The following is a 25,158-nucleotide window of genomic DNA, read 5'->3' as shown; positions in this document are numbered from 1 at the left end:
CTACGGCGCAAAGGGCCGGCATGAGGCGGCGAGCTGGCGTCCGTCCCGAGAGTGCGGCACACAGCCGATGCCCCCGCAACCCGGAGTTGCCGATGACCGCCCGCCTGTTCGAACCGCTGACGCTCGACGACCTGACGCTGGAGAACCGCATCCTGATCGCGCCGATGTGCCAGTACTCGGCCCGCGACGGCGAGGCGACCGACTGGCACATGATGCATCTCGGCCAGCTCGCGATGTCGGGCGCCGGGCTGCTGACGCTGGAGGCGACGGCGGTGTCGCCCGAGGCGCGGATCACCGCGTGGGACCTCGGGCTGTACTCCGACGGCTGCGAGCGCGCGCTCGGTCGGGTTCTGGCGGCGATCCGCGAGTACGCGCCGATCCCGGTCTGCATCCAGATCGCCCATGCCGGCCGCAAGGCGTCGAGCCGGGCGCCCTGGGACGGCGGCCAGCAGATCGCGCCGGATCATCCCTACGGCTGGCGCACCGAAGCCCCGTCCGCCCTGGCACACGGCGACGGCGAGGTGGCCCCGCACGCCCTCGACGGCGCGGACCTCAAGCGCATCCGCGACGACTTCGTCGCGACCGCCAAGCGCGCGGTGCGCCTCGGGATCGAGGCGTTCGAGCTGCACGGCGCCCACGGCTACCTGCTGCACCAGTTCCTCTCGCCGCTGGCCAACCAGCGCACCGACGCCTACGGCGGCAGCCTCGAGAACCGGATGCGGTTCCCGCTCGAGCTGTTCGAGGCGGTGCGGGCGGTGGTGCCCGCAGGCCACCCGGTGTGGATGCGGGTCTCGGCGACCGACTGGGTCGAGGACGGCTGGGACCTCGAGGAGACCGTGGAGCTCGGCCAGCGCCTGAAGCGCGCCGGCGCCCCCGCGATCCACGTCTCGACCGGCGGCGTCTCGCCGAAGCAGGCGATCAAGCTCGGGCCTGGCTACCAGGTGCCCTATGCCGAGCGGATCAAGGCCGAGACCGGGCTCGCCACCATCGCCGTCGGGCTGATTACCGAAGCGGACCAGGCCGAGGCGATCCTCGCCGAGGGCCGGGCGGACGCGATCTCGCTCGCGCGCGCCCTGCTCTACGATCCGCGCTGGCCCTGGCACGCGGCGGCCGCGCTCGGCGAGACGGTGCGCGCGCCCAAGCAGTACTGGCGCTCGCAGCCCCGCGAGCACAAGGACCTGTTCAAGGATCCGACCTTCGGCCAGCGTTGATCGCACCTATACCTGGGCCTGGGCCCGAGCCTCGGCCCGGGCCTCGCCCCGGGCGTGCGTTTCCGTTATCGGCTCGGGCCGCAGGCCGGCCGCGGCCTGTCCTGGATATGCGTGATGCTCGCCATCGGCCTGACCCTGTTCCACCCGAGCCGAGACCAGGTCGACGACATCGTCCGACGCTATGCCGGCAGCCGGCATCCGGTCCTCGCCTTCGACAACGGCGGCCTCGGCCCCGTGGATCGGATGAAGCTCGAGGCGGCCGGCGTGCGCTTGCTGTCGGCCGGGAGCAACGTCGGCATCGCGGCCGCCCTCAACGGCGTCGTCGAGGCCGCGACGCGGGTCGGCGCGGACGGCGTCCTCCTGCTCGACCAGGATGCGCAGGTCGGGCCGGAGATGATCGGCGCGCTCGCCGATGCCCGCACGCGGCTCCGTGCGGAGAATCGGCCCTGTGCGGTGATCGGACCGGTGCCGGGCCGCGCAAACGCCGAGGCCAAGCCGCCGCGGTTTCGGCGCCGGCCCCGGCAGGCGGCCGTCGGCACGCTGGTGCCGGTGGAATTCCTTGCGACCTCGGGCTCGCTCGTCGACGTCGCGGCGTTCCGCGCCGTGGGGCCGTTCCGGGCGGACTACTTCATCGACGGGGTCGAGCTCGAATGGTGCTTTCGCGCCTGGGATGCGGGCTACGGCTGCTGGATGGCGCAGGACGCCGCGATCGGCCACCGCGTCGGCGGCGGCACGATCCGCGCGCTCGGCATCGAGACGCCGCGCCAGCCGCTGTTCCGCATGGCGACCTACCTGCGCAACTCCGTCTACGGCTGGCGCCTGCGGCACATCCCGCTGCCGTGGAAGCTGGGCCAGGTCGCCTACCTCCCGGTGCAGACGCTCCTGTACTGGCGCGACAGCGGCTACCGCCCGGCGGTGCTGCGGCGGCTGGCCGGGGCGGTGCTCGATGGTCTCCGCGGCCGCCTCGGCCGCCCCTTCGACGCGCCATGACGACGCCCCGCACCGATCGACGGCCTGCCATCGACGTCGTGATCGTCAACTGGAACGGCGGCGCCCTGGTGCGCGCCTGCCTCGCCAGCCTAGCCGCCGCCGGCGACGATCCCGCCACGGACGTGGTCGTGGTCGACAACGCCTCGACCGACGGCTCCGCCGACGGCCTGGAGCGGCCGGACCTGCGCCTCACCGTGATCGGGAACGCCGACAATGCCGGGTTCGGGCGCGCCTGCAACCAGGGCGCGGCGGTCGGCCGGGCGCCGGCGATCCTGTTCCTCAACCCCGACACCGAGGTCGGGCCGGATGCGCTGCGTCTGGCGCTGGCGGCGCTTGACGCCGATCCGACGGTCGGCGTCGTCGGCGCACAGCTGGTCAACGAAGCCGGCCGTGTGCAGCGGATGTGCGCAAGGCGCCCGACCGCGGGCAGCCTGATCGGCCAGGAGCTTCATCTCGACCGGGTGATGCCGAGCCGGGTGCCGACGCATTTCATGACGGAGTGGGACCATGCCGCGTCCGGTCCGGTCGACCAGGTGATGGGCGCCTTCCTGCTGATCCGCCGGTCGCTGTTCGAACGGCTCGGCGGCTTCGACGAGCGCTTCCACGTCTATTACGAGGATGTCGATCTCTGCGCCCGCGCCTGGGATGCGGGCTTCACGGTGCGCCACGTCGCCGAGGCGACGGTCCGGCACGACGGCCAGGGGACGACCCGGCAGGTGAGGGCGCGGCGCCTGTTCTACATCCAGCGCAGCCGCATCCTCTATGCGGCCAAGCACCAGGGTGCGGCGACCGCCCTCGCGCTGCTGGCGGCGACCTTCGCGGTCCAGATCCCGTTGCGCCTCGCCCTGGCGCTGCGTCGCCGGTCCCTGCGCGAGGCCGGGGAGGTCGTCCACGCGGCGGCGCTGCTCGGCGGCGCCGTTCCCGCCCTTCTCGCGCGGCTGCGCCGCGCCGATTGACCCGAACACAAGCGCGACGGACCGTCCCGAAGCGCGCCGACGTCAGCAGGATCCATGCTTCACGGACAGAAGATCGCCGTCGTCCTCCCGGCCTACAACGCTGCCGCGACCCTTCAGAAGACGTTCGACGACATCCCCAAGGACATCGTCGACGACATCATCCTGATCGACGACGCGAGCCGCGACCGGACCGCCCTTATCGCCGAGGGCCTCGGCATCCACACCATCCGGCACGAGCGCAACCGCGGCTACGGCGGCAACCAGAAGACCTGCTACGAGGCGGCGCTGGCGCGGGGCGCCGACATCGTCGTCATGCTCCACCCCGACTACCAGTACGCGCCGCGCCTGGTCACCGCGATGGCCTCGATGATCGTCTCGGGCGAGTACGATGCGGTCCTCGCCTCCCGCATCCTCGGCAAGGGCGCCCTCGTCGGGGGCATGCCGCGGTACAAGTACGTCGCCAACCGCGTGCTGACGCTGCTGCAGAACCTCCTCATGGGCCAGAAGCTCTCGGAATATCACTCCGGCTACCGCGCCTGGAGCCGCACGGTGATCGAGACGATCCCCCTCGACCGCTGCTCGGAGGACTTCGTGTTCGACAACCAGATGCTCGCCCTGGCGATGCAGGCCGAGTTCCGGATCGGCGAGATCTCCTGCCCGACGCGGTACTTCCCCGAAGCCTCGTCGATCAATTTCCGCCGCAGCGTCGTCTACGGCTTCGGCGTGCTGCGGACGGCCTTCGCCTACCGCCTGCACCGCCTCGGGATCCGCCGGGAACCGCTCTTCGCCCCCACCGGGACGCCGCGGCGATGAACGCCGCACGTACCCGCCTCGTCCTGGCGGGCGGGGTCCTGCTGGCTGCGATCGCGGTCCCGATCGTGCTCGGAGCGGTCTTCCCCGGAACGATCCTCGACCTGCTCAACGCAGCGATGAGCGCCGGTGCGGCCTTCGGCGTGGCCGGATGGGCCTGCCTCGTCCTCGCGCAGACCCTCGTCGCCACCGTCGGGATCCTGCCGGCCTCCTTCATCGGCGTGGCGGCGGGCGCGCTCTACGGGCCCGGCCTCGGTTTCGCCCTCGCGACGGCGGGGACGCTGCTCGGCGCGGGCGCGAGCTTCGCCATCGGCCGGTCGTGGCTCCGCCCGCACCTCGCGGGCTGGGTTTCGGGCGGCCGCCGGCTGGCTGCCATCGACCGGATGATCGTTGCCGACGGTTGGAAGGCGGTCGGCCTGATCCGCCTGTCGCCGATCCTGCCGTTCGCGCCGACGAGCTTCGCCCTGAGCCTCACCACCGTGCACGCGGGCGCCTACGCCATCGGCACCCTTGCAGCCTTGCCCGGCCTCTTCGTCTGCGTCCTCACGGGCGCGGCCGGGCGCAGCGGCGTCCTGGCCGCGACCGGCGGAACGGCATGGCTTTCGCCGATCCTCCTCGGGATCGGGATTGCGGCGACCCTCGGCCTGACGATGAGGCTGCGCAGCGCGCTCGGGCCGTTCGAGGGCGCCGAGCGATGACCCTCGGCTCGGTTTCCGGCCGCGCAGCCGACGACCTCCGTCTCTGGCTCGGTGCGTTCCTGCTCCTGGCGATGCCGCTCTGCCTGGTGCTGGCGCTGGCGATCCCCCTCGGCGAGGTGGCGGACGAGCCCGCCCACCTCATGCGCGCGGCGAGCCTCGTCGACGGGCAGATCGTCGGGCATCGCGAGACCATCGTCGGCGCCGACGGGCGATCCGCGATGGCGGCGGGCGTCCGGGTCGATCCCGTCTGGGAAGAGCTGGCGCGCACCCGCATGCCGGACAACGCCAAGATCGCGGCGCCGCCCGTCGATCCGGCCGTCGGCACCGGCCCTTGGCGCCGGACCGGCGCCTTCGCGCCGCTCTACACGATCGCCACCTATTTCCCCGTCTTCTACCTGCCGGCGGCCGCCGGCCTCGGGATCGGTCATGCCCTCGACCTGTCGGCCCGGGCCACCGCCCGGCTCGGGCGCCTGTTCGACGTGGCGGCCTACGCGCTGATCGGCCTCTGCGCCCTCGCGGTGGCACGCCGCGGCCGGGCCTGGCTGTTCGCCCTCCTCGCGTTGCCGATGACCCTGTCGCTCGCCGCCTCGTTCAACCAGGACGGGCTGATCGTCGCCGTCGCGATCCTGGCCGTCGCGCTGCTCACCCATGAGCCGGACGACCCGCGTGCGCGGCGACGCTTCGCCGGCGCCGCCATCCTGATCGCGCTGATCCTCCTGGCGAAGCCGCCCTACGCTCCGATCGCGCTGATCCTGCTCCTGCCGCTCCCGCGCGGAACTGGGCGCCGGATCGGCGCCGGCCTGCTTTCGCGCCTGGCTGCGGTCGCGGCGGTCGTCCTGCCGGCCGTGCTCTGGACCGCATACGCCACCGCGACGATCGCGACCCCGGTTCCCCGGCCGCCCTACGAGGCCGGCCCGCTCTGGCCCGGCGACCGTCCGGCCACCTTCCACGGCACCGACCCGGCGGCGCAGCTTCGGGTGCTGATCGCGGAGCCGATGCGCTTCCTGACCGTGCCGGCGCGCTTCCTGCTGACGGTGAAGCACGCCGCGACGATGACCGAGGGCGTCGTCGGCATCCTGCGCTGGCACGACCGCCACCTTCCGGTCGTGCTGCACGCGCTGTGGATTCTCGCCCTCGCGGCGGCCGTGGCCGGCACCGGGCGAGCCCCCGGAAGCGGCGCCACGCTCGCGCTGCTGGTGCTCGCCGCCGCGCTCGCCCTATGGCTCGTCCTGATCTCGCAGTATCTCAGCTGGACCAATGTCGGCGATCCGCGCATCGACGGGCCCCAGGGACGCTACCTGCTGCCGATCCTGCCGATCTTCGCGCTGGTCCTGAGGCCCGATGCCGAGGCGGGCGTCGCGCCCCCCCGACGCCTCGTCCGCTACGCGGCGGTCGCCGTCGCGGCCCTCGGCCTCGTCGTGGTCCCGATCGTAGCCTTGTGAGCGGCGGCTCGGGTCAGGCCGCGCGCCAGCGCAGGGCGGCGCCGTTGCCGAAGGCGCGGCCGTAGAGGGTACCGTAATTGGCCGCGGCATCGTCCCAGCCGAAGGTGCGCGACATCGCCGTGCGGCGCATGGCGTTCAGGCGCTTCTTCTGGCCGAAGGTGTCGAGCGCCCGGCGGACGGCCCCGGTGAAGCCCTTCGACGAGGTGTCGGCGAAGGTGAAGCCGGTGACGCCGTCCTCGACCGTGTCGGCGAGGCCGCCCGTGCGGCGCACGATCGGCAGCGAGCCGAAGCGCTGGGCGTACATCTGCGCGAGACCGCAGGGCTCGAAACGCGACGGCATCAGCAGGAAGTCGCTTCCGGCGAACATCCGCCGCGCGTCGCGCTCCTCGAACCCGACATGGACGCCGACCGAATCGGGGTGCCGCCGGGCGAGGCCGCGCAGTGCATCCTCGAACCGCGCCTCGCCCTGGCCGATGGCCACGAGCTGCCCGCCTTCCGCGACGATGGTCTCGGCCGCCTGGATCGAGAGGTCGATGCCCTTCTGGTGCACGAGCCGCGAGACGATGGCGAAGAGCGGCCCGCGCGAGACCGCGAGCCCGAACTGGCGCCGCACCGATTCCGCGTTGGCACGCTTGCCCTTCCAGTCGTCGGCCTCGAACCGCGTCGCGAGGTGCGGATCGATCCGCGGGTCCCAGCTCTCGTCGATGCCGTTGAGGATGCCGGCGAGCCGCCCCTGCGCCGCGCGCGTGCGCAGCAGCCCGTCGAGGCCGCAGCCCGAATCCGGCGTCAGGATCTCGCGGGCGTAGGTCTCGCTCACGGTGGTGACGTGGGTGGCGTAGTATAGGCCGGCCTTGAGGAACGAGAGCTGCCCGTAGAACTCGACGCCGTTCATGTCGAAGGCGTCCTCGGGCATGCCGAGGCGCGCCATCGTCTCGCGCGGGAACAGGCCCTGGTAGGCGAGGTTGTGGATCGTCAGCACGCTCGGCACGCGGATCCGGCGCCAGGCGAGATAGGCCGGGGCGAGGGCCGACTGCCAATCGTTGAGGTGGAGGAGATCGGCCGCCCAGGCCGGGTCGGCGCCCTGCGCGATCTCGGCGGCGGCGAGGCTCAGCCGGGCGAAGCGCAGGTCGTTGTCGGGGAAGTCGCCGTCGGCGTTGCCGTAGGGGGTCCCGTCGCGCTCGTAGAGGCCGGGGCTGAGCAGGACGTAGATGCGTAGTCCGTCGCCGGTCTCGACGAGGCCGAGGTCGCAGGGCGGGACGCCGGCGAAGCCGTCGAGCCGCGCCACGACGGGCATGTTTGGAAACGCGTCGACCACCTGCCGGTAGCCGGGGATCAGGACGCGGACGTCGTAGTGCTTGCGCAGCGCCCGCGGCAGCGCGCCGGCGACCTCGCCGAGACCGCCGGTCTTCACGAAATCGGCCATCTCCGGCGTCGCGTAGAGGATGCGGGGCTGGAGTGCGGTGCGAAGGTCGGGCAGGGCGTGCGACGGCGTCAGGATCGGCCGATCGAGGTTCGCGGCGGCCGGGTGGTACGCGTGGGGCTCGACCATCGATGGGTTTCCGCGCCGTGCGGATCGGTCCTGGCGCACCGTTCCATCCGCAGCCGATCTCGACATTGCCAACGCCCTCGTTCTCCGCCGGGTTTCTGCTGCGACGCACAATCTAGGCCAGGCAGATCGTTAATGCGCAGTTCATCGCATTGCACTGCGGCATTTAGGTTCGCGGTTTCAGCACTTCTGCAGGATCAGCCCCTCGTCCGGCCCGAGCGCGATGGAAGCGACCGCGCCATCGCCGCCACGATGCCCGCGGGTCGAGAGAAGCACCGTCCAGGTCTCGTCGGCGGGCAGGGCCAGCGTGTGCGAGGCGCCGCCGAAGTTCAGCAGGATGCGGAACGCGCCGTCATCGCCGAACCGCTCATAGGCGAACACGTCGGCCGCTTCGGTCGCGATGCCGCGATACACGCCCACCGAAAGCGCCGCGTGCTCGCGCCGCAGCGCGAGGAGGCGTCGGTACAGGGTCAGGATCGAGGTCGGATCGTCGCGGAGCGCGTCGACGTTCCGCGCCGCCGCATCGCCGGAGAGCGGCAGCCACGGTTCCACCGTCGAGAAGCCGGCATGGACCTCGCCGTCCCACTGCATCGGCGTCCGCTCGGGATCCCGGCCGTGTCCGGGCTCGTTCCGCTCCCACGGATCGCGGACGCGGTCGGCCGGGATCGGCACGTGGGCCAGGCCGATCTCGTCGCCGTAATACAGCGTCGGCGTGCCGCGCAGCGTCAGCAGCAGCATCGCCGCGATCCGCGCCTGATCCGCCCCGACGCGGGCCGCGATGCGCGGCTGGTCGTGGTTGCCGAGCACCCAGTTCGGCCAGCCGCCGTCGGGCAGCGCGGCTTCGTAGTTCTCGACGAGGTCGGACACCGCCTCCGCGCTCCACGGCGTCTGGATCAGCTGGAAGTTGAACGGCATATCGGCGCCGGAGAGGTCCGGGCCGTAATAGGCCATCAGCCGCTCCATCGGCAGGTAGATCTCTCCGATCAGCACCCGCTCGCCGTAGGGGCGCAGCACCGCGCGCATCTCGGCGATGACGTCGAGCACCTCGGGGCGGTCGGCGGAGTAGACCTGGGCGAAGCGGTTGATCTCCGGCTGCTCGGGCGAGAAGTCGGGATTGGCCGGATTGTCGCGGAATCCGGCATCCTTCATCAGGTGCCAGATCACGTCGACGCGGAACCCGTCGACGCCGCGCTCGAGCCAGAACCGGAGGGCGTCGTGCATCGCCGCCCGCACCGCCGGGTTGCGCCAGTTCAGGTCGGGCTGCTCCCTCAGGAAGGCGTGGTAGTAGTATTGCCCGGTGGCCGGATCGAGGGTCCAGGCCGGTCCGCCGAAGTTGCTGAGCCAGTTGTTCGGCGGCCCACCATCCGGGGCCGGATCGCGCCAGATGTACCAGTCGCGCCGCGGGTTCGTGCGCGACGCGCGGCTTTCCGCGAACCAGGGATGCGTGATCGCGCTGTGGTTCGGCACGAAGTCGAGAATCACCTTCAGCCGCCGCCGATGCGCTTCTGCGACCAGGGCGTCGAAATCGGCCAGCGTGCCGAACAGCGGGTCGATCCCGCAATAGTCGGCCACATCGTAGCCGTAGTCGGCCATCGGCGACGGGTAGATCGGCGAGATCCAGACCGCGTCGACCCCGAGCCAGGCGAGATGCTCGAGCCGGGCGGTGATGCCGGGCAGGTCGCCGATCCCGTCGCCGTCCGTGTCCTGGAAGGAGCGCGGATAGACTTGGTAGACCGTGCCGCGCTTCCACCAGACCGTGCCGGCCATGAGCGATATCCCCGAAGTTGACAGGCTCGGCTTTAGCGTTTTCGCTGGCGGGAGGCGACGGGGGTACGGTTCACCCGGAGTTTAACACCGGCGTGACAAAGTCCTGTCGGGTTTCGGTGCGACGGTGCTTGTGTCTGAAAGGACACAAAGGCGAATCAGATCGCCGCCATCGACGGGATCGAGCCCCAGCGACGCCTCGACAAGACCGGTGAGCGACCGCAGGATCGTCGATCCGAGACAGGGGTCGATCGCCGCCGACGAACGCAAGCGGCGCTCCCGAGACGCGAAGACGCGCCGGGGCCGACGATGGGGGATTGCACGTGCTGAAAGACGCTATCTTGGCACCCGTACCCGGCGACGAGCGATCCGACGCGCCGGATCGGACGAGCACCGTGCCGTTCCGTGAACCGCAGGTGTGGGACAAGCCGGCGCAGCCCGCCTCGGGCGATGCCGTCGCCGACCTCCGCGAAGCGATCCGCGCCAAGCTTGCCTACGCGATCGGCAAGTCTCCCGAGACGGCGCGGGAGCGCGACTGGTTCGCGGCCACCGCCCTCGCGCTGCGCGACCGGATCGTCGACGCCTGCCAGGCCGCAGACCCGTCGGTACCGAACAAGCGGGTCTACTATCTCTCCCTCGAATTCCTGATCGGCCGGCTCCTGTCGGACGCGATGAACAATCTCGGCCTGGTCGAGACCACGCGTGCCGCCCTGCAGAGCCTGGGCGTCGACCTCGGCACGGTCGAGGGCGCCGAGCCCGACGCGGCTCTGGGCAATGGCGGCCTCGGCCGCCTCGCCGCCTGCTTCATGGAGAGCATGGCGAGCATCGGCATCCCGGCGATCGGCTACGGCATCCGCTACGACCACGGCCTGTTCCGCCAGACCTTCGAGGACGGCTGGCAGCGCGAGGCACCCGAGACCTGGCTCGCGGAGGGCAACCCCTGGGAGTTCGTGCGTCCGGACGCGACCTACGCGATCGGCTTCGGCGGCCACGTCACCATGGCGGCGGTCTCGGACGGCGTGATCCGCCGGCACTGGCATCCGGCCGAGACGGTGCTCGCGGTGGCGCACGACGTGCCCGTCGTCGGCTGGCGGGGAAAGACCGTGAACACGCTCCGCCTGTGGAAGGCCGAAAGCGAGGCGCCGGTCGATCTGGCGCAGTTCAACGGCGGCGACCATGTCGGCGCGGTCTCCAACCGGATGCGCGCCGAGGCGATCTCGCGGGTGCTGTACCCGAGCGACTCGTCGACCGCCGGCCAGGAGCTGCGCCTGCGCCAGGAATACTTCTTCACCTCCGCCTCGCTGCAGGACCTCGTCCGGCGGCACGTGGCCGAGCGCGGCGACGTCCGCTCGCTGCACGACCACGCCGCGATCCAGCTCAACGACACGCATCCGGCCATCGCCGTGCCCGAGCTGATGCGCATCCTGCTGGAGGATCACGGGCTGCAGTGGGACGATGCCTGGCACGTCACGACCAACACGTTGAACTACACCAACCACACCCTGCTGCCGGAGGCGCTCGAGACCTGGCCGGTGGAGCTGATGGAGCGGCTGCTGCCGCGCCACATGCAGATCATCTACCTGATCAACTGGATGCACCTCGAGGAGCAGGGCCGCCACGGCCGCCACGACGCCGCCCACCTCGCCTCGGTCTCGCTGATCGACGAATCGCAGGGGCGCCGGGTGCGGATGGGGCACCTGGCCTTCCACGGCGCGCGCCGGGTGAACGGCGTCTCGGCGCTCCACACCGATCTGATGCGCTCGACGGTGTTCCGCGACCTGCACGCGCTCGACGGCGACAAGATCGTCAACAAGACCAACGGCATCACCTTCCGCCGCTGGCTGCACAACGCCAATCCCGGCCTGACCCGCCTCGCGGTGGAAGCGGTCGGGCCCGGCGTCCTCGACGATCCCGGCCTGCTGCGCGGGCTCGACGCCTACGCCGAGGATCCGGCCTTCGTGAAGCGCTACGCGGCGGCCCGCTTCAGCCGCAAGCAGGCGCTGGCCGGGATCATCGCCGAGCGCACCGGGATCGACGTCGACCCCTCGGCGCTGTTCGACGTGCAGATCAAGCGCATCCACGAATACAAGCGCCAGCTTCTCAACGTCATCGAGACGGTGGCGCTCTACCAGGCGATCAAGGCCGAGCCCCACAAGGACTGGACGCCCCGCGTCAAGATCTTCGGCGGCAAGGCGGCCCCGAGCTACAGCCAGGCCAAGCTGATCATCAAGCTGGCGCTGGACGTGGCCAAGGCCGTCAACGACGACCCCGAGGTCGCCGACCGCCTGAAGGTGGTGTTCCTGCCGAACTATTCGGTGAGCCTCGCCGAGGCGATCATTCCGGCCGCCGACCTCTCCGAGCAGATCTCGACCGCGGGCATGGAGGCGTCGGGCACCGGCAACATGAAGCTGGCGCTCAACGGCGCGCTCACGGTCGGCACGCTCGACGGCGCCAACATCGAGATCCGCGACCATGTCGGTGCGGACAACATCTTCATCTTCGGGCTCGACGCCGCCGGCGTTCAGGCCCGCATCGCCGAGACCAACTACGCGCGCGACGCGATCCAGGCCTCGCCGCGCCTGGCCGCCGCCCTCGACATGATCGCCTCGGGCCGGTTCTCGCCGGACGAGCCGAACCGCTTCCGGCCGCTGACCGACGACCTGCGCCACCGCGACCAGTACCTGCTCACCGTCGACTTCGACGATTACTGGCGGGTCCAGCGCGAGATCGACGCCGCCTGGAAGGACCAGGCCGGCTGGTGGGCCAAGGCGATCCGCAACACGGCGCGGATGGCCTGGTTCTCGTCGGACCGGTCGATGCGGGAATACGCGCAGGAGATCTGGCGGGTGCAGGTCTAGGGGGACGCCTCTCGCCGCGGTTTTTCCCTCCCCCCGCTTAAGGGGGGAGGGAAGGGCGGGCCCCTTCAAGAGAATCGCTGCACACACCAGCCGCTCAGACTCAGGGTGGCTCGTGTCGCAAAGCGAGAACGAGGCAAGCGCCTGGGCGATCTACGCGTCGACCAGGACCGGATAGCATCGTGCGCCGACGGCAGCCGCGAGAACCTGCACCGCGCCGACCGTCGAGCTGTCGCCGGCCACGTGCACCACGTCCGTGGCGCGCAAAGCCGGCAGATGGGCGGTGAGCGGTCCGGGCCGCACGTCCGGCGGCCGCTGGCGGCTGCGATCGGCGCTGAGCACGATGCGCCCGACGCCCGTGACCCGCAGCCATTCCAGGCTCTCGCGCATGTAGAGATCCAGCGGATCGCGCGCGCCGACGACGACGCAGAGGTCGCGGGTCGGCTCGATGTAGCGGGCGGCGCGGGCGATCGACCAGATCTGCCCGAAGCCGCAGCCGGCCGAGACCAGCACGAGGCGCCCGCCGCCGGGGCGGTACTGCGCCCGTCCGACCGGGCCGCGAATCTTCACCTCGGAATGCAGCGGCAGCGAATCGGCGAGCGACCAGCCGTCCTCGTCCCGCGCGAGGTGGAACACCAGCTCGTTGAGTTCCGCCGAGCCGTCGACGCGCAGCGTCGGGCACAGGGTGCGCAGGCCGACGCCGTCGAGCGCGAGCGCGACCTGGGCGCCGGGTCCGAGCGGCAGGTCCTTGCTCACCGTGACGACGAGCTCGATCACATGCGCGGTGAGCGCGCGGACCTCGGTGACGGTGCCGGTGCGCATCGCGACCGCCGGGGCCGGCTCCTCCGCATGCGCGTGGATCGACGGGCCGGCCGGAAGCGCCAGCTTGATCGGGTCGACCCGCTCGCGGCGGCCCGGGACGCGGCGCGCCCCGGGAGTCGCTCCCTGTCCCGGAACGGCGGCGCCGTGGGTCGCCTGGGCGGTCGCGATCATGCCGTCGGCGACCGCCGCATCGAGCGGGGTGTCGCCGGTGGCGATGCGGACGGACTTGCCGTTGACGACGAGCGAGCAGCGCGCGCTCATGGTCGTCTCCCGAATGTCATGAGGATGGCGGCGATCAGCGCGGGGCCATCAGCAGGCGATCGACCATGCCGGCCCAGCGCTCGCGGGTGGCACGCGCCTCCGCGCCGATCGGCTCCGGCTCGACGTGCAGCGCCATGCGGGCGCGCAGGGAAGCCGCCTCGGCCCGCTCGGCCATCAGGATGGCCTTCATCACCGCCATCTCGGCCTGAAGCCGCTCGATGACGTCTTCCTCGGGCTCTCCGTCGAAGGTCTCGTCCTGGAATTCGAGGTCTTCGAGGGCCGCCATCTCGTGCTCCGAGGTGGCGAACGCGGTCTCGAGCCGGACGTCGGCCGGCTCATAAGCCGGCATCGCGTACGCGGTCGGCGCGGCGCTGCGCGGCGGGTCGAGGCGGATCGGGCGCGCGATCAGCCGGCGTACCACATCGGATCCGCTCGTCTCGCGAAACCGCCTTGCCGCTTCGGCCATCACCGTTCTCCAGCACGCGGCAGGGGCGTCGTGCGCCCTGCCATTTCTCCACACAACCTTCCGTCGGCATGGTTAAGGGAGGCTTAAATCGCGGTTGTCGCGCGCAGATTCCTCCGGTCGGCGACGGGCGAGCATGGCGCCCGTCCGCCTTCTAAAAATTCGGCTGCGCACCCGGCGCCGACCGAAATGGGTACGCATCGTCGCGCGGAAACGCTGCGACGTCACCGATTCGGGATCGTCGCAGCGCCGATCGAGCGGCGTCAGATCGCGGGAGACAGGCCCGCGGACGTCGCGAGGCCGCGGCCGCGCGGGTCGGGGCCGAACGTGTTCGGGCCGACCGTGCCCCGCAGGAACCCGGTCTCGATAAAGTACCAGAGGTTGCCGAGCGGAATGAGCGAGAGCAGCACCCAGACGCCGGGCTTGTCGCGGTCGTGGTAGCGCTTGATCCCGAGGCAGACCGACGACCAGACGATGAAGACCGTGGTGAGGAGGTTCAGGATTACGAACGGGATCGCTGCCGGCCCATCGACCTTGAAGCCTTCGCCTGCGGCGGCCTCGTTCGGGATCATCTGGGCCAGCACATAGTTCAGCGCGGACGCGACGATGATGGCGCCGAGCACAGAGCCGAGGATGCCCTTCCAGAAGGTCGCGCGCCCGATCCGGCCTTCGGCGGAGAAGAGAAGTTTTTTCATGATGTCGACAGCCCCATCGGCCCTCCGTCCGCGCATGGTTCTGCGGGATCGGCCGGCGATCGAGCCGTAGGGTGCCGAAAGCTTAGCTTCAACGCGAAGGGCGACCACGGGACGGGGGTGCAAGAGTTCGGGACACCGGAGCAATCGACCTGGGGATGAAACCGCGATCAGGCGGCTTCCGGTGCCGCCCCCACGAGCTGGCGGGCCTGCAGCATCGTCATCGGCTCGCCGAAGGCGTAGCCCTGCGCGTAGTCGCAGCCGAGCTCGGCCAAGGCCTGGGCGTCGGCCTCGGACTCCGCACCCTCGGCGACGATGGCGAGGTTGAGCTCGTTGGCCATCCGCACGATCGAGCGCAGGATCGCCGTCTTGCCCGAGGCCATCTGACGGACGAAGGACTGGTCGATCTTGATCGTGTCGAAGGGGAAGCGCTGCAGGTAGGACAGCGCCGAGTAGCCGGTGCCGAAATCGTCGAGCGAGAGCCCGGCGCCGAGATCGTGGATGCGGGTCAGCATCTGCGCGGCGTATTCGGGGTTCTCCATCACCAGGCTCTCGGTGAGCTCGAGCTTGAGCGAGCCCGGGATCACGCCGGAGCGGGCGAGCACCGTCTTCACGTCGTGCAGCAGGTCGTGCCGCAGCAGCTGGCGCGACGAGACGTTGACCGAGGCGAAGATCGGCGGGTCGACCTCGAGCGAGCGCTGCCATGCGGCGAGCTCCAGCGCGGTCCGTTCGAGGGCGAAGATCCCGAGGTTGACGACGAACCCGCTCTCTTCCGCGACCGGCATGAAGGTGGCCGGCGGGATGCGCCCGAGCTTGGGGTGATCCCAGCGTAGGATCGCCTCGAAGCCGGCCACCGTGCGGTCCTCCAGGCGGACGACCGGCTGGAACAGCACCTTCATCTCGTTGCGCTCGAGCGAGCGGCGGAGGTCGCTCTCCAGCATCAGCCGGTCCGAGCGCTCGGCGCGCATGTCGGCGCGGAACACCTCGATGCGGTCGCCGCCGCCGCGCTTGGCCTGGACCATCGCGGTCTCGGCGTTCTTGAACACCTCGTCGCGCTTGAGGCTGGCGCCGGTCTCGTGCAGCGCCAGGCCGATCGAGACGGTGAGGAAGATCTCGCGGTCGGCATAGGTGATCGGCGTCGCGATGGCGCGGCGGATCATCTCCGCGAAGGCCAGGATGCGGTCCGAATCGCGTTCCGACAGCAGGATGACCGCGAACTCGTCGCCGGCCACGCGCGCCAGCGTGTCCTGCGGCCGCAGCAGGCGGCCGAGGCGGCGCGACAGGGTGAGCAGGATCGAGTCGCCGGCCGAGAGGCCGATCGCGTCGTTGATGCCCTTGAACCGGTCGATGTCGAGGACGATCACCGTCGGCTTCAGCCGCGGGTCCTGGCTCGCGAAGGCGATCGCGGCATCGAGACGGTCGCCGAACAGCTCGCGGTTCGGCAGGCCGGTAAGGCTGTCGTGCACGGCGTCGTGCAGGAGGCGCTCCTCGGCGGTCTTGATCTCGGTGACGTCGGCGATGGTGCCGACGATGCGGATCACCTCGCCGTCGTTGCCGATCACCGGGCGGGCCTTGAGGCGGTACCAGTAATAGGCCCCGCCTGAGGTGCGCAGGCGGAAATCGTGCACGATGCGGCCGCGCCGCTCCTCGATCATGGTGTCGAGGGTGGCCGAGTAGCGCTCGATGTCGAACGGGTGCAGCAGCCCGAGCCAGTTCGCGGCCGGCCCCTCCAATGCGCCGCGCTTGAGGCCGAGCTGGACCTCGATCTCCTGGCCGGCGAAGACCCGGTCGCCCGGCACGTCCCAGTCGAACACCACGTCGCCGGCGCCGGTGAGCGCCAGCGCCCGCCGCTCGGTGTCGGAGACGAGGGCGTGGGTGAGGCCGCCGCCGGCGAAGGCGTGCTGCATCACCGTGAAGCCGATCAGCATGACGATCAGCACGAGGCCGCCGATCAGCGCCGGCTGGGTCAGCTCGCTGCCGATCTGGCCGGTCACCGCGAAGCCGGCGGCCGTGACCCAGACGACGAGCAGCGTCCAGGTCGGGACGAGCAGGATGGCGCGGTCGTAGCCGTTATGGGCGGCGAGGTAGGCGATCAGCAGCAGCCCGACCCCGGCGACCGCGGCGATCGAGATGCGCGCGACGCCCGCCGCCACCGGCGGATCGAACAGGGCGAGGCCGACGAGCCCTGCCAGGAAGGTCAGCCAGAAGAACGCGACGTGGCTGTAGCGCACGTGCCAGCGCGAGAGGTTGAGGTAGGCGAACAGGAACACCAGCAGCGTCGCGGCCAGCACCGCCTCCGCCGAGGCGCGGTAGACCCGCTCCGCCAGCTCGGTGACCGGGAAGACCCGCTGCAGGAAACCGAAATCGATGCAGGCATAGGCCAGGACCGACCAGGCGAGCGCGGCCGCCGCGGGGAAGATGATCGCGCCCTTGACCACGAAGACGATGGTGAGGAACAGCGCCAGCAGGCCGCTGATGCCGATGATGATGCCCTTGTAGAGCGTCAGGCCGGCGGCCTTCTTGCGGTAGGCGTCCTGATCCCAGAGGTGCACCTGCGGGATGTTCGGGCCGCGCAGCTCGGCGACGTAGGTGATCGTCGTGCCGGGATCGAGGGTGATGACGAACTCGTCGGCTTCCGGGTTCTCGTTGCGCTCGGGCCGGATGCCCTGGCTCGCGGTGATCGCTGCGATGCGCGAGCCGCCGAGATCGGGCCAGACCACGCCGGAATCGACCAGCCGGAAATGCGGCGCGACGAGGATGCGCTCGATCTGCTCGTCGGTGTCGTTGGTAAGCGCGAACACCATCCAGTCGGGCCGCGCGCCGGCATCGCGCGCCTTCACGACGATGCGGCGGACGATGCCGTCCTTGCCCGGTGCCGTCGAGATCTGGATCAGGTCGCCGTCCGAGCGGTAGCGCTCGATCGCCGTCGTCAGGTCGATCACCGGCGCGTCGAGGGTGACCCGCACCGCCTCCACGGCCCGAGCGGAACCGCTGAGCAGAAGGCCGCAGAAGAGTGCGAGATAAAGGGCGAGGATGCGCAACGGGCGAGTGTTCCGGCCGGGTACGGCGGCGAGTACGGCTCAGGTTCCGCGCAGTGGTAGAGGCGGGATTAACCTGGAGCAAGGCGGCAGAGGCCCGGCGGCCGGCGTCACCCACCGCTGGCATACTCGATCGTCCGGGCCGGGGATCGCCCGCTTTTGCGGCCAAAACAAGTTTTCGGTCGCAGCGCGGGCGTGTCGTCCCCGGTCTCGCTCAGGCGGCGCGCAGCACCGCCGTGATCCGGTCGAGGGACGGGAGCTTCTTGATCGGGCCGATGGCGGCGAGCGTCGGCGCGCCGGCGAGGACCGCGAGCCCGGCCGCGCGCACGTGGTCCACCGTGACGGCGTCGACCTTGGCGATCACCTCCTCGGCCGGGATCACGCGGCCCCAGGCGAGGATCTGGCGCGCGTTGCGCTCGATCCGGCCGCCGGGCGTCTCCAGCGCGGAGAGCAGCGAGACCTTCAGCTGGGCCTTGGCGCGGGCGATCTCGACGGTGTCGAGGTCGCGTGCCGCGCGCGCGGTCGCCGACAGCGTCACCTCGACAAGCTCAGGCAGGTCCGCGCCGGAGGTCGCCGCGCCGATGCCGAACAGCCCGCAATCGGAGAACGGCCAGTGAAACGCCTGGATCTCGTAGGCGAGGCCACGGGTCTCGCGCACCTCCTGCCAGAGCCGCGAGGTCAGCCCGCCGCCGAGCACCTGCGAGAACATGTGCAGCGCGTAGTAGGCGTCGTCGCGGAACGACAGGCCGGGCAGGCCGATCACCACGTTGGCCTGCTCGAGCTTCTTCGGCATGCGCCGCTCGCCGCCGGCATAGGTCCCGGGGATCGCCTCGGGCGCGCTCGACCTCGGCATGGCGCCGAAATGGCGCTCGGCCGACGCGACGAAGGCCTCGTGCTCGACGGCGCCGGCGGCGGCGACCACGAAGCGGTCGGGGGTGTATTCGCGGGCGAGGTAGGCGCGGATGCCGGCCTCGTCGAAGCTCCGGATGGTCTCCGGCCGGCCGATGATCGGGCGCCCGATCGGCTGCCCGGGGAAGGCGGCCTCGGTGAAGGCGTCGTAGACCACGTCGTCCGGCGTGTCCTCGATCCCGGCATGTTCCTGCAGGATCACGCCCTTCTCGCGGGCGAGCTCGCCCGCGTCGAACACGGAATCAGTCAGGATGTCGCCGAGCACGTCGAGCGCGGTGCCGACATCCTCGCCGAGCACCCGCGCGGTGTAGCTCGTGCCCTCGGCCGAGGTCGCGGCGTTGATCTCGCCGCCGAGGTTCTCGATGTCCTCGGCGATGGCCCGGGCCGAGCGCGTGCGCGTGCCCTTGAACGCCATGTGCTCGATGAGGTGGCTCAGGCCGTTCTCGTCCGGGCGCTCGTGGCGCGATCCCGCCCCGACCCAGACGCCGAGCGTCGCGGTGGCCACGCCCGGCATCGCTTCGGTCGCGACGGTGATGCCGTTGTCGAGGGTGGTGATGCGCAGGCCCGGGGAGGCGGCGTGGGTGGCGAAGTGCTGGTTCATGCGCCCCTCGTGATGCGCGCGCGGTCGCGGATCAGGGCCTCGACCGCGGCCTGGTCGTTGCCGACCCGCGTCATGCGCTCGGGCCGGTCCATCAGGTCGGCGAGATGCGGGGGGAGGGCAGGGCGAAGGCCGCCGGTGGCGCGGCTCACCGCATCGGGGAACTTGGCGGCGTGCGCGGTCGCCAGCGCCACCACCGGGGTCGCCGGGTCCTGCCGCAGCAGGCGGCGGGCGGCCCGCACGCCGATGGCGCTGTGGGGATCGAGCACGTGCCCGGTGGCGGCGTGGGTCTGGGCGATCTGGTCCATCACGTCGGGCTCCGACACGGCGGTGGCGTCGAACTCGGCACGCACCTTGGCGAGCACTCCCTCGTCGAGGCTGAAGCCGCCGGACTGCTTGAGCCCGGACATGAGGCGGCCGAGCGAGGCGGCGTCGCGATCGAGCGCCTCGAACAGCAGCCGCTCGAAGTTCGACGAGATCTGGATGTCCATCGAGGGCGAGGTCGTGGCCTGGACGCTGCGCAGCTCGTAGACGCCGTGCTCGAGGGTGCGCGCCAGGATGTCGTTGGCGTTGGTGCCGATCATCAGGCGCTCGATCGGCAGCCCCATGCGCTTGGCGACCCAGCCGGCCAGCACGTCGCCGAAGTTGCCGGTCGGCACCGCGAACGACACCTTGCGGTGCGGCGCGCCGAGCGCGACCGCGCTGGTGAAGTAGTACACGGCCTGCGCCGCGACGCGGGCCCAGTTGATCGAGTTGACGCCCGAGAGCTTCACCGCGTCGGCGAAGTCGGCGTGCTGGAACATGGCCTTCACCATGTTCTGGCAGTCGTCGAAGTTGCCGTCGACCGCGAGCGCGTGGACGTTCGGCGCGTCGACCGAGGTCATCTGCCGGCGCTGCACCTCCGACACGCGGCCGTGCGGGAACAGGATGAAGATGTCGACTTGGTCCAGCCCGCCGAAGGCCTCGACCGCGGCGCTGCCGGTGTCGCCCGAGGTCGCGCCGACGATGGTGGCGCGGCTGCCGCGGGCGCGGAGCACGTGGTCCATCAGCCGCCCGAGCAGCTGCATCGCCACGTCCTTGAACGCGAGCGTCGGGCCGTGGAAGAGCTCGAGCAGGAACAGGTTGTCGTCGAGCTGGGTCAGCGGGCAGATCGCCGGGTGGCGGAAGGTGGCGTAGGCCTCCTCGATCATCCGGTCGAGGTCGGCATCCGCGATCTCGCCGTCGATCAGGGGGCGCAACACCAGCTTGGCGGCGTCGGCGTAGCGCTTGCCGGCCAGCCCCGCGATCTCGCCGGCGGACAAAGTCGGCCACGCCTCGGGCACGTAGAGGCCGCCGTCGCGGGCGAGCCCGGCGAGCAGGGCATCGGAGAACGAGAGCGGCGCGGCGGATCCGCGGGTCGAGACGTGCAGCACGGGGGCCTCCAGGGAAGGCGCCCCCTCTACACGATGCGGTCGGGCGTGTCGAAGACCGCCGAGGCGGGTTCAGGCGTTCGTGCCCTCGGCCTTGACCAGCCGGCAGCCGCTGATGCGCCACGCTCCGTCGGCGCCGCGCTCGAGGCTGTAGACGGCGGTCCAGTCGACGCCGTCCTCGTCCTGGATCGCAACGTCCTGCGAGAGCGCCCCGTCGCCGAGGTCCTGCATCTGCCCGAACACGAAGGTGCGGTGCCGATAGACCGGCCGGTAGTGGTTGCGCACCATGCCGAGGAACACGTCGGCGGTCGGGAACATGCCCTGGATCGCCGGGGCGGCCTGGGCGTAGGCGGTGGCGGCGTCGTCGCGCACCAGCGCCTCGGCCTGCCGGGTGATCGCCGCGCGGGCCGCCTCGCGGGCGCCGTCGTCGGCGGCGTGCGCCGACGTCAACGCGAGGGCGAGGAACAGGGCGAGCCAGCTGCGCATCGGATCACTCCGCCATGGGACGCAGCGAGTGTAGCCGGCGTCGCCGCCGCCGCAAGCCCGGCCTCAGGCGCCGGAAGGCGCGTCCGGCTCGTGCAGGCGCTTCCAGGCAAACACGGAAAAGACGCCGAGCAGGCAGGCGGCGATGCCGAACCAGGTGAAGGCGTATTGCAGGTGGTTGTTGGGCAGGTCGACCCGGAGCTGCCCGCCGCGCGGCCAGGTGCGGCTGCCGGGCGCTCCATCCGCCTCGATCAGGTAGGGGGCGGCCTCCGGGAAGCCGCGCGCCGCGGCGATGCCCGGCACGTCGCGGTTGAACCACTCGTTGCGCACCGGATCGGGCGCCGGCACGAACATCGTCCGTGGCTCGCTGCCGCGCATCAGGCCGACGATCGTGGTGTCGCCCTCGACGAGCCCGTCGCGGCGGTCGGCCTGGTTCTTCAGCTCGGTCGGCACGAAGCCGCGGTTGACCAGCACCATCGAGCCGTCGTCGCGCCGGAACGGCGTGATCACATAGTAGCCCTGCAGCGCGCGGCCCGGCGTCTCGCCGGCCGCGAGCCCGTGGACCAGCGTCTCGCGATCGTTGAGGAAGCGGCCGCCGACGCGGACATGCTCGAACTCGTCGCGCGCCGGGTTCCAGTCGGCGGGCGGCGGCACCGGCTCGGCCTGCGAGCGCGAGACGATGCGGGCGATCAGCGCCTCCTTCTCGCCCTTGCGCTCGAGCTGCCACACCCCGAGGCCGAGGAGGATCGCGAGCGCCATCAGCGTCGCGAGCGCCGGCGGGACAAGGTCGCGGATCGCGCCGGGGCGCGTCCGCGAGGCGGTCTCGGCCGCGGTCACGGCTCGAAGCGTCCCTGCTCGGCCTTGTTGGTGTATTGCAGGGCCAGCAGCATGCCCTTCAGCGGGCGGACCAGGATCAGGCTGAGGCCGATCGAGAGCGATCCGGCCACCAGCGCGTGGACCCACATTGGCGGCTGGTAGGTGATCTCCATCCACAGGGCGAGGCCGACCACGAGGATGCCGACGATCGACATCACGAAGAAGGCCGGCCCGTCGCCGGAATCGAACGCGCCGTAGTCGAGGCCGCAGACCTCGCAGGCGGGGGCGACGGTGAGGAACCCCTTGAACATGTGGCCTTCGCCGCAGCGCGGGCAGCGGCCGCGCAGGCCGGTCGAGATCGGTGCTTGTGGCGTGTAGGTCCGGGCCAAGCTCAGGTTCCTTGCATGACGTGAAGCCCCGCAGCGATGCACCACGTGTCGGCCTCACTGAGGATATGGGTGCCCGGACACGAAAAAGGGCGGCCGGAGCCGCCCTTCGATGCATGTCCCCCCTGCGTCACAGGGGATCCTGCCCGATCGCGATCAGTGCGCCGCGTGCCCGGCGCCCGAACCCCAGACGTAGATCGCCGCGAACAGGAACAGCCACACCACGTCGACGAAGTGCCAGTACCAGGCGGCGAACTCGAACCCGAGATGCTGCTTGACCGTGAACTGCCCGAGATAGGCGCGGTACAGGCAGATCCCGAGGAAGATCGTGCCGATGAGGACGTGCGCGCCGTGGAAGCCCGTCGCCATGAAGAAGGTCGACGAGTAGATGCTGCCGGCGAAGCCGAAATGCGCATGGCCGTACTCGTAGGCCTGGCAGGCGGTGAACAGCACGCCGAGGATCACGGTCAGCCACAGGCCGTACTTCAGGCCCTTGCGGTCGTCGTGGAGCAGGGCGTGGTGGGCCCAGGTCACGGTGGTGCCGGAGGTCAACAGGATCAGGGTGTTCAGCAGCGGCAGGTGCCAGGGGTCGAACGCCTCGATCCCCTTCGGCGGCCAGACGCCGCCGGTGAAGCCGACGCGCGAGGCCTGGATCGGGTCGGCGGTGTAGAGCGCCGCCTCGAAATAGGCCCAGAACCACGCGACGAAGAACATCACCTCGGAGGCGATGAACATCATCATGCCGTAGCGGTGATGAAGCTGCACCACGCGGGTGTGGTCGCCTTGGTTGGCCTCTTGGACCACGTCCTTCCACCACGAGAACATGGTGTAGAGCACGCCGAGCGAGCCGGCGCCGAAGATGTAGGGGCCGGGGGTGAGCGTGCCGATCTGCAGGCTCTTCATCCAGAACACGGCGCCGAAGGCCATCACGAAGCCAGAGAAGGCGCCGATGAGCGGCCAAGGGCTCGGTGCGAGGATGTGGAAGTCGTGATTCTTGGCGTGCGCCTCGGCCATCTTACCCGTCTCTCCTCGACCCCGTCGGTCCTGCGCCGTCGCCGGCTCGCGGTCCGCTTACCCTGAACGCCGAATTCGGGCCGTCCGGCCCGTCCGGTCTACCCGCACCCTTAGCGGAGGCGGGCGCGTGTTGTCACGCTTCGCGCACCGGGAAATCCCGGCGCGGTCAGAAATCCCGCTTGTTTCCGGGTGTGCTCGTGTTGGCGACCGCAGCGGTGACCGGCTCGCCGTTCTTCGAGGCGAAGTAGGTGTAGGACAGCGTCATCTCGGAGAGATGCGCGGTGTTCGAATCCTTCCGCACCTCGGGATCGATGTAGAACACCACCGGCACGTCGAGCGTCTCGCCCGGCTGGAGCGTCTGCTCCTTGAAGCAGAAGCACTCGATCTTGACGAAGTAGCTGCCCATCAGCCCGGGCTGCACGTTGAAGGTCGCCACGCCGGTGGACGGCGTCGTGCCGGTGTTCTTGACCTGGAAGAAGACGGTCTTCGTCTCGCCGAGATGCGCCTCGACCCGGCGCGACTCGGCCTTGAACCGCCACGGCAGCGAGGAAGACACGTTGGTGTCGAAGTGGACGACCATGCTGTCGTCGGTGGCGACGCCGGCGGTGAGCGCCGGGCCCTGGCGCGGCGTGCCGTCGTAGCCGGTCGCCTTGCAGAACGCGTCGTAGAGCGGCACCGACGCGAAGGCGAGGGCGATCATGCCCACGGCCATGCCGCCGCAGGCGAAGGCGGTGCGCAGCATCGTCCTGTCGGTGTTCGGTGTGCTCATCAGAGCGGCCGGTTCAGGATCTGCGGCCCGAGCTTGGCGATCGTCAGGACGAAGAACAGCAGCACCATGGCGCCGAGCGCCAGGGCGATCGCGATCGAGCGCTTGCGCCGGCGCGCCTCCTCCTCGGGGGTGAGGGGGCGCATCTCGATCTTGGGAAAGCCGTGCGGATCGTATTCCATCAGGCGAAGACCGGGCGGAACAGGCCGAGGCTCTGCTCGGCGAGCAGCGCCGAGAACAGAACGAACAGGTAGAGAATCGAGAAGCCGAACATCCCCATGGCGGCCTTCTTCTCGGCCTCGCCCTCGCGGTTGCGATAGACCTGCACGCTGAAGGCCAGCATGCCGAGGCCGCCCAGCACGCCGACCACCGCGTAGAGCAGGCCGGCGAAGCCGAGCCAGACCGGCAACAGGCCGAGCGGCGCGAGCAGCAGCGTGTAGTAGATGATCTGGCGGCGGGTCGAGGTCGGGCCGGCGGTGTTCGGCATCATCGGGATTCCGGCCTTGGCGTACTCGCCGGCCTTCACCAGCGCGAGCGCCCAGAAGTGCGGCGGCGTCCAGATGAAGATGATCGCGAACAGCACGAGCGACTCGATGCCGACCGAACCGGTCACCACCGCCTGCCCGATCACTGGGGGGAGGGCGCCGGCGGCGCCGCCGATGACGATGTTCTGCGCGGTCGCCCGCTTGAGCCACATCGAGTAGATCACCGCGTAGAACACGATGGTGAAGGCGAGCAGCCCGGCCGAGAGCCAGTTCGCGGCGAGCCCGAGCACCATCACCGAGCCGACCGAGAGCACGAGTCCGAAGGCCAGGGCCTCGTTCGGCTGGATGCGGCCGTCGGGGATCGGGCGCTTGGCGGTGCGCGTCATGATCGCGTCGATGTCGGCGTCCCACCACATGTTGAGGCAGCCCGAGGCGCCGGCGCCGATGGCGATCATCAGCAGCGAGATCACCGCGACGGCCGGCGGCACGTGGCCGTGCGACACCACCATGCCGACGAGGGCGGTGAAGATCACCAGCACCATCACCCGCGGCTTCAGCAGGGCGAAGTAGTCGGGCACGTCTCCGCCGACGACCGAGACCGGCGTCGCGCCGGCGGGCAGGCTGTTCGACAGGGTGGTCATGGACACCGCAACCATTCTGCTTTTCGCGCTCGGGCCCGCGCGGCGGGAGCGCTCGATCCGGCACGGGAAGTCGCGAACCGGAACAGTTCCAAACGTCCGGGCG

At 70.6% G+C, this 25,158-nt stretch carries 22 protein-coding genes; 7 read left to right on the top strand and 15 right to left on the bottom strand.

The features are described 5' to 3' along the window. Nucleotides 1-92: 92 nt before the first annotated feature. The 6 genes from MKK64_RS13215 to MKK64_RS13190 all read left to right on the top strand — a co-directional run bounded on the left by MKK64_RS13215 (nt 93) and on the right by MKK64_RS13190 (nt 6,107). Entirely contained in the window at nt 93-1,211 is a 1,119-nt protein-coding gene (locus MKK64_RS13215; RefSeq protein ID WP_147725552.1) for an NADH:flavin oxidoreductase/NADH oxidase, read from the top strand. Nucleotides 1,212-1,325: 114 nt separating this feature from the next. Continuing rightward, a complete protein-coding gene (locus tag MKK64_RS13210; protein ID WP_243935392.1) occupies nt 1,326-2,201 on the top strand; it encodes a glycosyltransferase family 2 protein in 876 nt (291 codons plus the stop codon). Further along, nucleotides 2,198-3,157: a glycosyltransferase family 2 protein gene (locus MKK64_RS13205; protein WP_243935391.1), complete on the top strand. Its 960-nt coding sequence runs from the start codon at nt 2,198-2,200 to the stop codon at nt 3,155-3,157. The genes MKK64_RS13210 and MKK64_RS13205 overlap by 4 nt, the downstream gene beginning before the upstream one ends. A 54-nt stretch (nt 3,158-3,211) precedes the next feature. Then, nucleotides 3,212-3,970: a glycosyltransferase family 2 protein gene (locus tag MKK64_RS13200; protein WP_147858102.1), complete on the top strand. Its 759-nt coding sequence runs from the start codon at nt 3,212-3,214 to the stop codon at nt 3,968-3,970. Next, complete coding sequence (locus tag MKK64_RS13195; protein WP_243935390.1) at nt 3,967-4,665, top strand: TVP38/TMEM64 family protein; 699 nt, start codon at nt 3,967-3,969, stop codon at nt 4,663-4,665. The genes MKK64_RS13200 and MKK64_RS13195 overlap by 4 nt, the downstream gene beginning before the upstream one ends. Beyond that, nucleotides 4,662-6,107: a DUF2142 domain-containing protein gene (locus MKK64_RS13190; protein WP_243935389.1), complete on the top strand. Its 1,446-nt coding sequence runs from the start codon at nt 4,662-4,664 to the stop codon at nt 6,105-6,107. The genes MKK64_RS13195 and MKK64_RS13190 overlap by 4 nt, the downstream gene beginning before the upstream one ends. A gap of 13 nt (nt 6,108-6,120) precedes the next feature. Here the strand turns inward: MKK64_RS13190 and glgA are convergent, their stop codons facing one another. Together glgA and MKK64_RS13180 are read right to left on the bottom strand one after the other, a co-directional pair. Further along, the gene (gene glgA, locus MKK64_RS13185) at nt 6,121-7,656 is read right to left on the bottom strand and encodes a glycogen synthase GlgA (RefSeq protein ID WP_243935387.1); all 1,536 of its coding nucleotides are present in this window, start codon (nt 7,654-7,656) and stop codon (nt 6,121-6,123) included. 177 nt (nt 7,657-7,833) lie between these two features. Further along, on the bottom strand, nt 7,834-9,420 hold the full coding sequence (locus MKK64_RS13180; protein WP_243935386.1) for an alpha-amylase family glycosyl hydrolase: 1,587 nt from the start codon (nt 9,418-9,420) through the stop codon (nt 7,834-7,836). A gap of 392 nt (nt 9,421-9,812) precedes the next feature. On the opposite strand from MKK64_RS13180, the gene MKK64_RS13175 reads away from it, so the two are divergent. Continuing rightward, nucleotides 9,813-12,275: a glycogen/starch/alpha-glucan phosphorylase gene (locus MKK64_RS13175; RefSeq protein ID WP_243935587.1), complete on the top strand. Its 2,463-nt coding sequence runs from the start codon at nt 9,813-9,815 to the stop codon at nt 12,273-12,275. A gap of 150 nt (nt 12,276-12,425) precedes the next feature. Here MKK64_RS13175 and MKK64_RS13170 read toward each other — a convergent pair whose 3' ends face one another. The 13 genes from MKK64_RS13170 to MKK64_RS13110 form a co-directional block, all read right to left on the bottom strand. Continuing rightward, nucleotides 12,426-13,355, bottom strand: a complete 930-nt coding sequence (locus MKK64_RS13170) for a ferredoxin--NAD(+) reductase (RefSeq protein WP_243935384.1) — start codon at nt 13,353-13,355, stop codon at nt 12,426-12,428. Between the two features lie 34 nt (nt 13,356-13,389). Continuing rightward, nucleotides 13,390-13,776: a hypothetical protein gene (locus MKK64_RS13165; RefSeq protein WP_243935382.1), complete on the bottom strand. Its 387-nt coding sequence runs from the start codon at nt 13,774-13,776 to the stop codon at nt 13,390-13,392. Nucleotides 13,777-14,081: 305 nt separating this feature from the next. Next, a complete protein-coding gene (locus MKK64_RS13160; protein WP_187275379.1) occupies nt 14,082-14,513 on the bottom strand; it encodes a DUF805 domain-containing protein in 432 nt (143 codons plus the stop codon). A gap of 167 nt (nt 14,514-14,680) precedes the next feature. Next, a complete protein-coding gene (locus tag MKK64_RS13155) occupies nt 14,681-17,551 on the bottom strand; it encodes an EAL domain-containing protein (protein ID WP_147725207.1) in 2,871 nt (956 codons plus the stop codon). Nucleotides 17,552-17,762: 211 nt separating this feature from the next. Beyond that, nucleotides 17,763-19,058, bottom strand: a complete 1,296-nt coding sequence (locus MKK64_RS13150; RefSeq protein WP_243935381.1) for a M16 family metallopeptidase — start codon at nt 19,056-19,058, stop codon at nt 17,763-17,765. Next, on the bottom strand, nt 19,055-20,467 hold the full coding sequence (gene thrC, locus MKK64_RS13145) for a threonine synthase (RefSeq protein WP_243935380.1): 1,413 nt from the start codon (nt 20,465-20,467) through the stop codon (nt 19,055-19,057). The genes MKK64_RS13150 and thrC overlap by 4 nt, the downstream gene beginning before the upstream one ends. Nucleotides 20,468-20,536: 69 nt before the next feature. Then, nucleotides 20,537-20,950 (bottom strand): DUF4864 domain-containing protein, encoded by a 414-nt coding sequence (locus MKK64_RS13140; protein WP_243935379.1) that lies wholly within the window; start codon nt 20,948-20,950, stop codon nt 20,537-20,539. A gap of 63 nt (nt 20,951-21,013) precedes the next feature. Beyond that, entirely contained in the window at nt 21,014-21,706 is a 693-nt protein-coding gene (locus MKK64_RS13135) for an SURF1 family protein (RefSeq protein WP_243935586.1), read from the bottom strand. Between the two features lie 74 nt (nt 21,707-21,780). Further along, complete coding sequence (locus MKK64_RS13130; RefSeq protein WP_243935313.1) at nt 21,781-22,152, bottom strand: DUF983 domain-containing protein; 372 nt, start codon at nt 22,150-22,152, stop codon at nt 21,781-21,783. A gap of 153 nt (nt 22,153-22,305) precedes the next feature. Next, complete coding sequence (locus MKK64_RS13125) at nt 22,306-23,163, bottom strand: cytochrome c oxidase subunit 3 (RefSeq protein WP_243935378.1); 858 nt, start codon at nt 23,161-23,163, stop codon at nt 22,306-22,308. Between the two features lie 166 nt (nt 23,164-23,329). Beyond that, nucleotides 23,330-23,932: a cytochrome c oxidase assembly protein gene (locus MKK64_RS13120; protein WP_243935377.1), complete on the bottom strand. Its 603-nt coding sequence runs from the start codon at nt 23,930-23,932 to the stop codon at nt 23,330-23,332. Continuing rightward, nucleotides 23,932-24,111: a hypothetical protein gene (locus MKK64_RS13115; RefSeq protein WP_147725195.1), complete on the bottom strand. Its 180-nt coding sequence runs from the start codon at nt 24,109-24,111 to the stop codon at nt 23,932-23,934. Before MKK64_RS13115 ends, MKK64_RS13120 begins: the two co-directional genes overlap by 1 nt. Then, on the bottom strand, nt 24,111-25,055 hold the full coding sequence (locus MKK64_RS13110) for a heme o synthase (protein ID WP_243935525.1): 945 nt from the start codon (nt 25,053-25,055) through the stop codon (nt 24,111-24,113). Before MKK64_RS13110 ends, MKK64_RS13115 begins: the two co-directional genes overlap by 1 nt. Between the last annotated feature and the right edge of the window lie 103 nt (nt 25,056-25,158).

Origin of the sequence: Methylobacterium sp. E-025 (assembly GCF_022829705.1) — a bacterium.
GTDB lineage: Bacteria > Pseudomonadota > Alphaproteobacteria > Rhizobiales > Beijerinckiaceae > Methylobacterium.
Note: the sequence above shows the minus strand (reverse complement) of the source record. Positions and strands in the feature narration are given on the sequence as shown.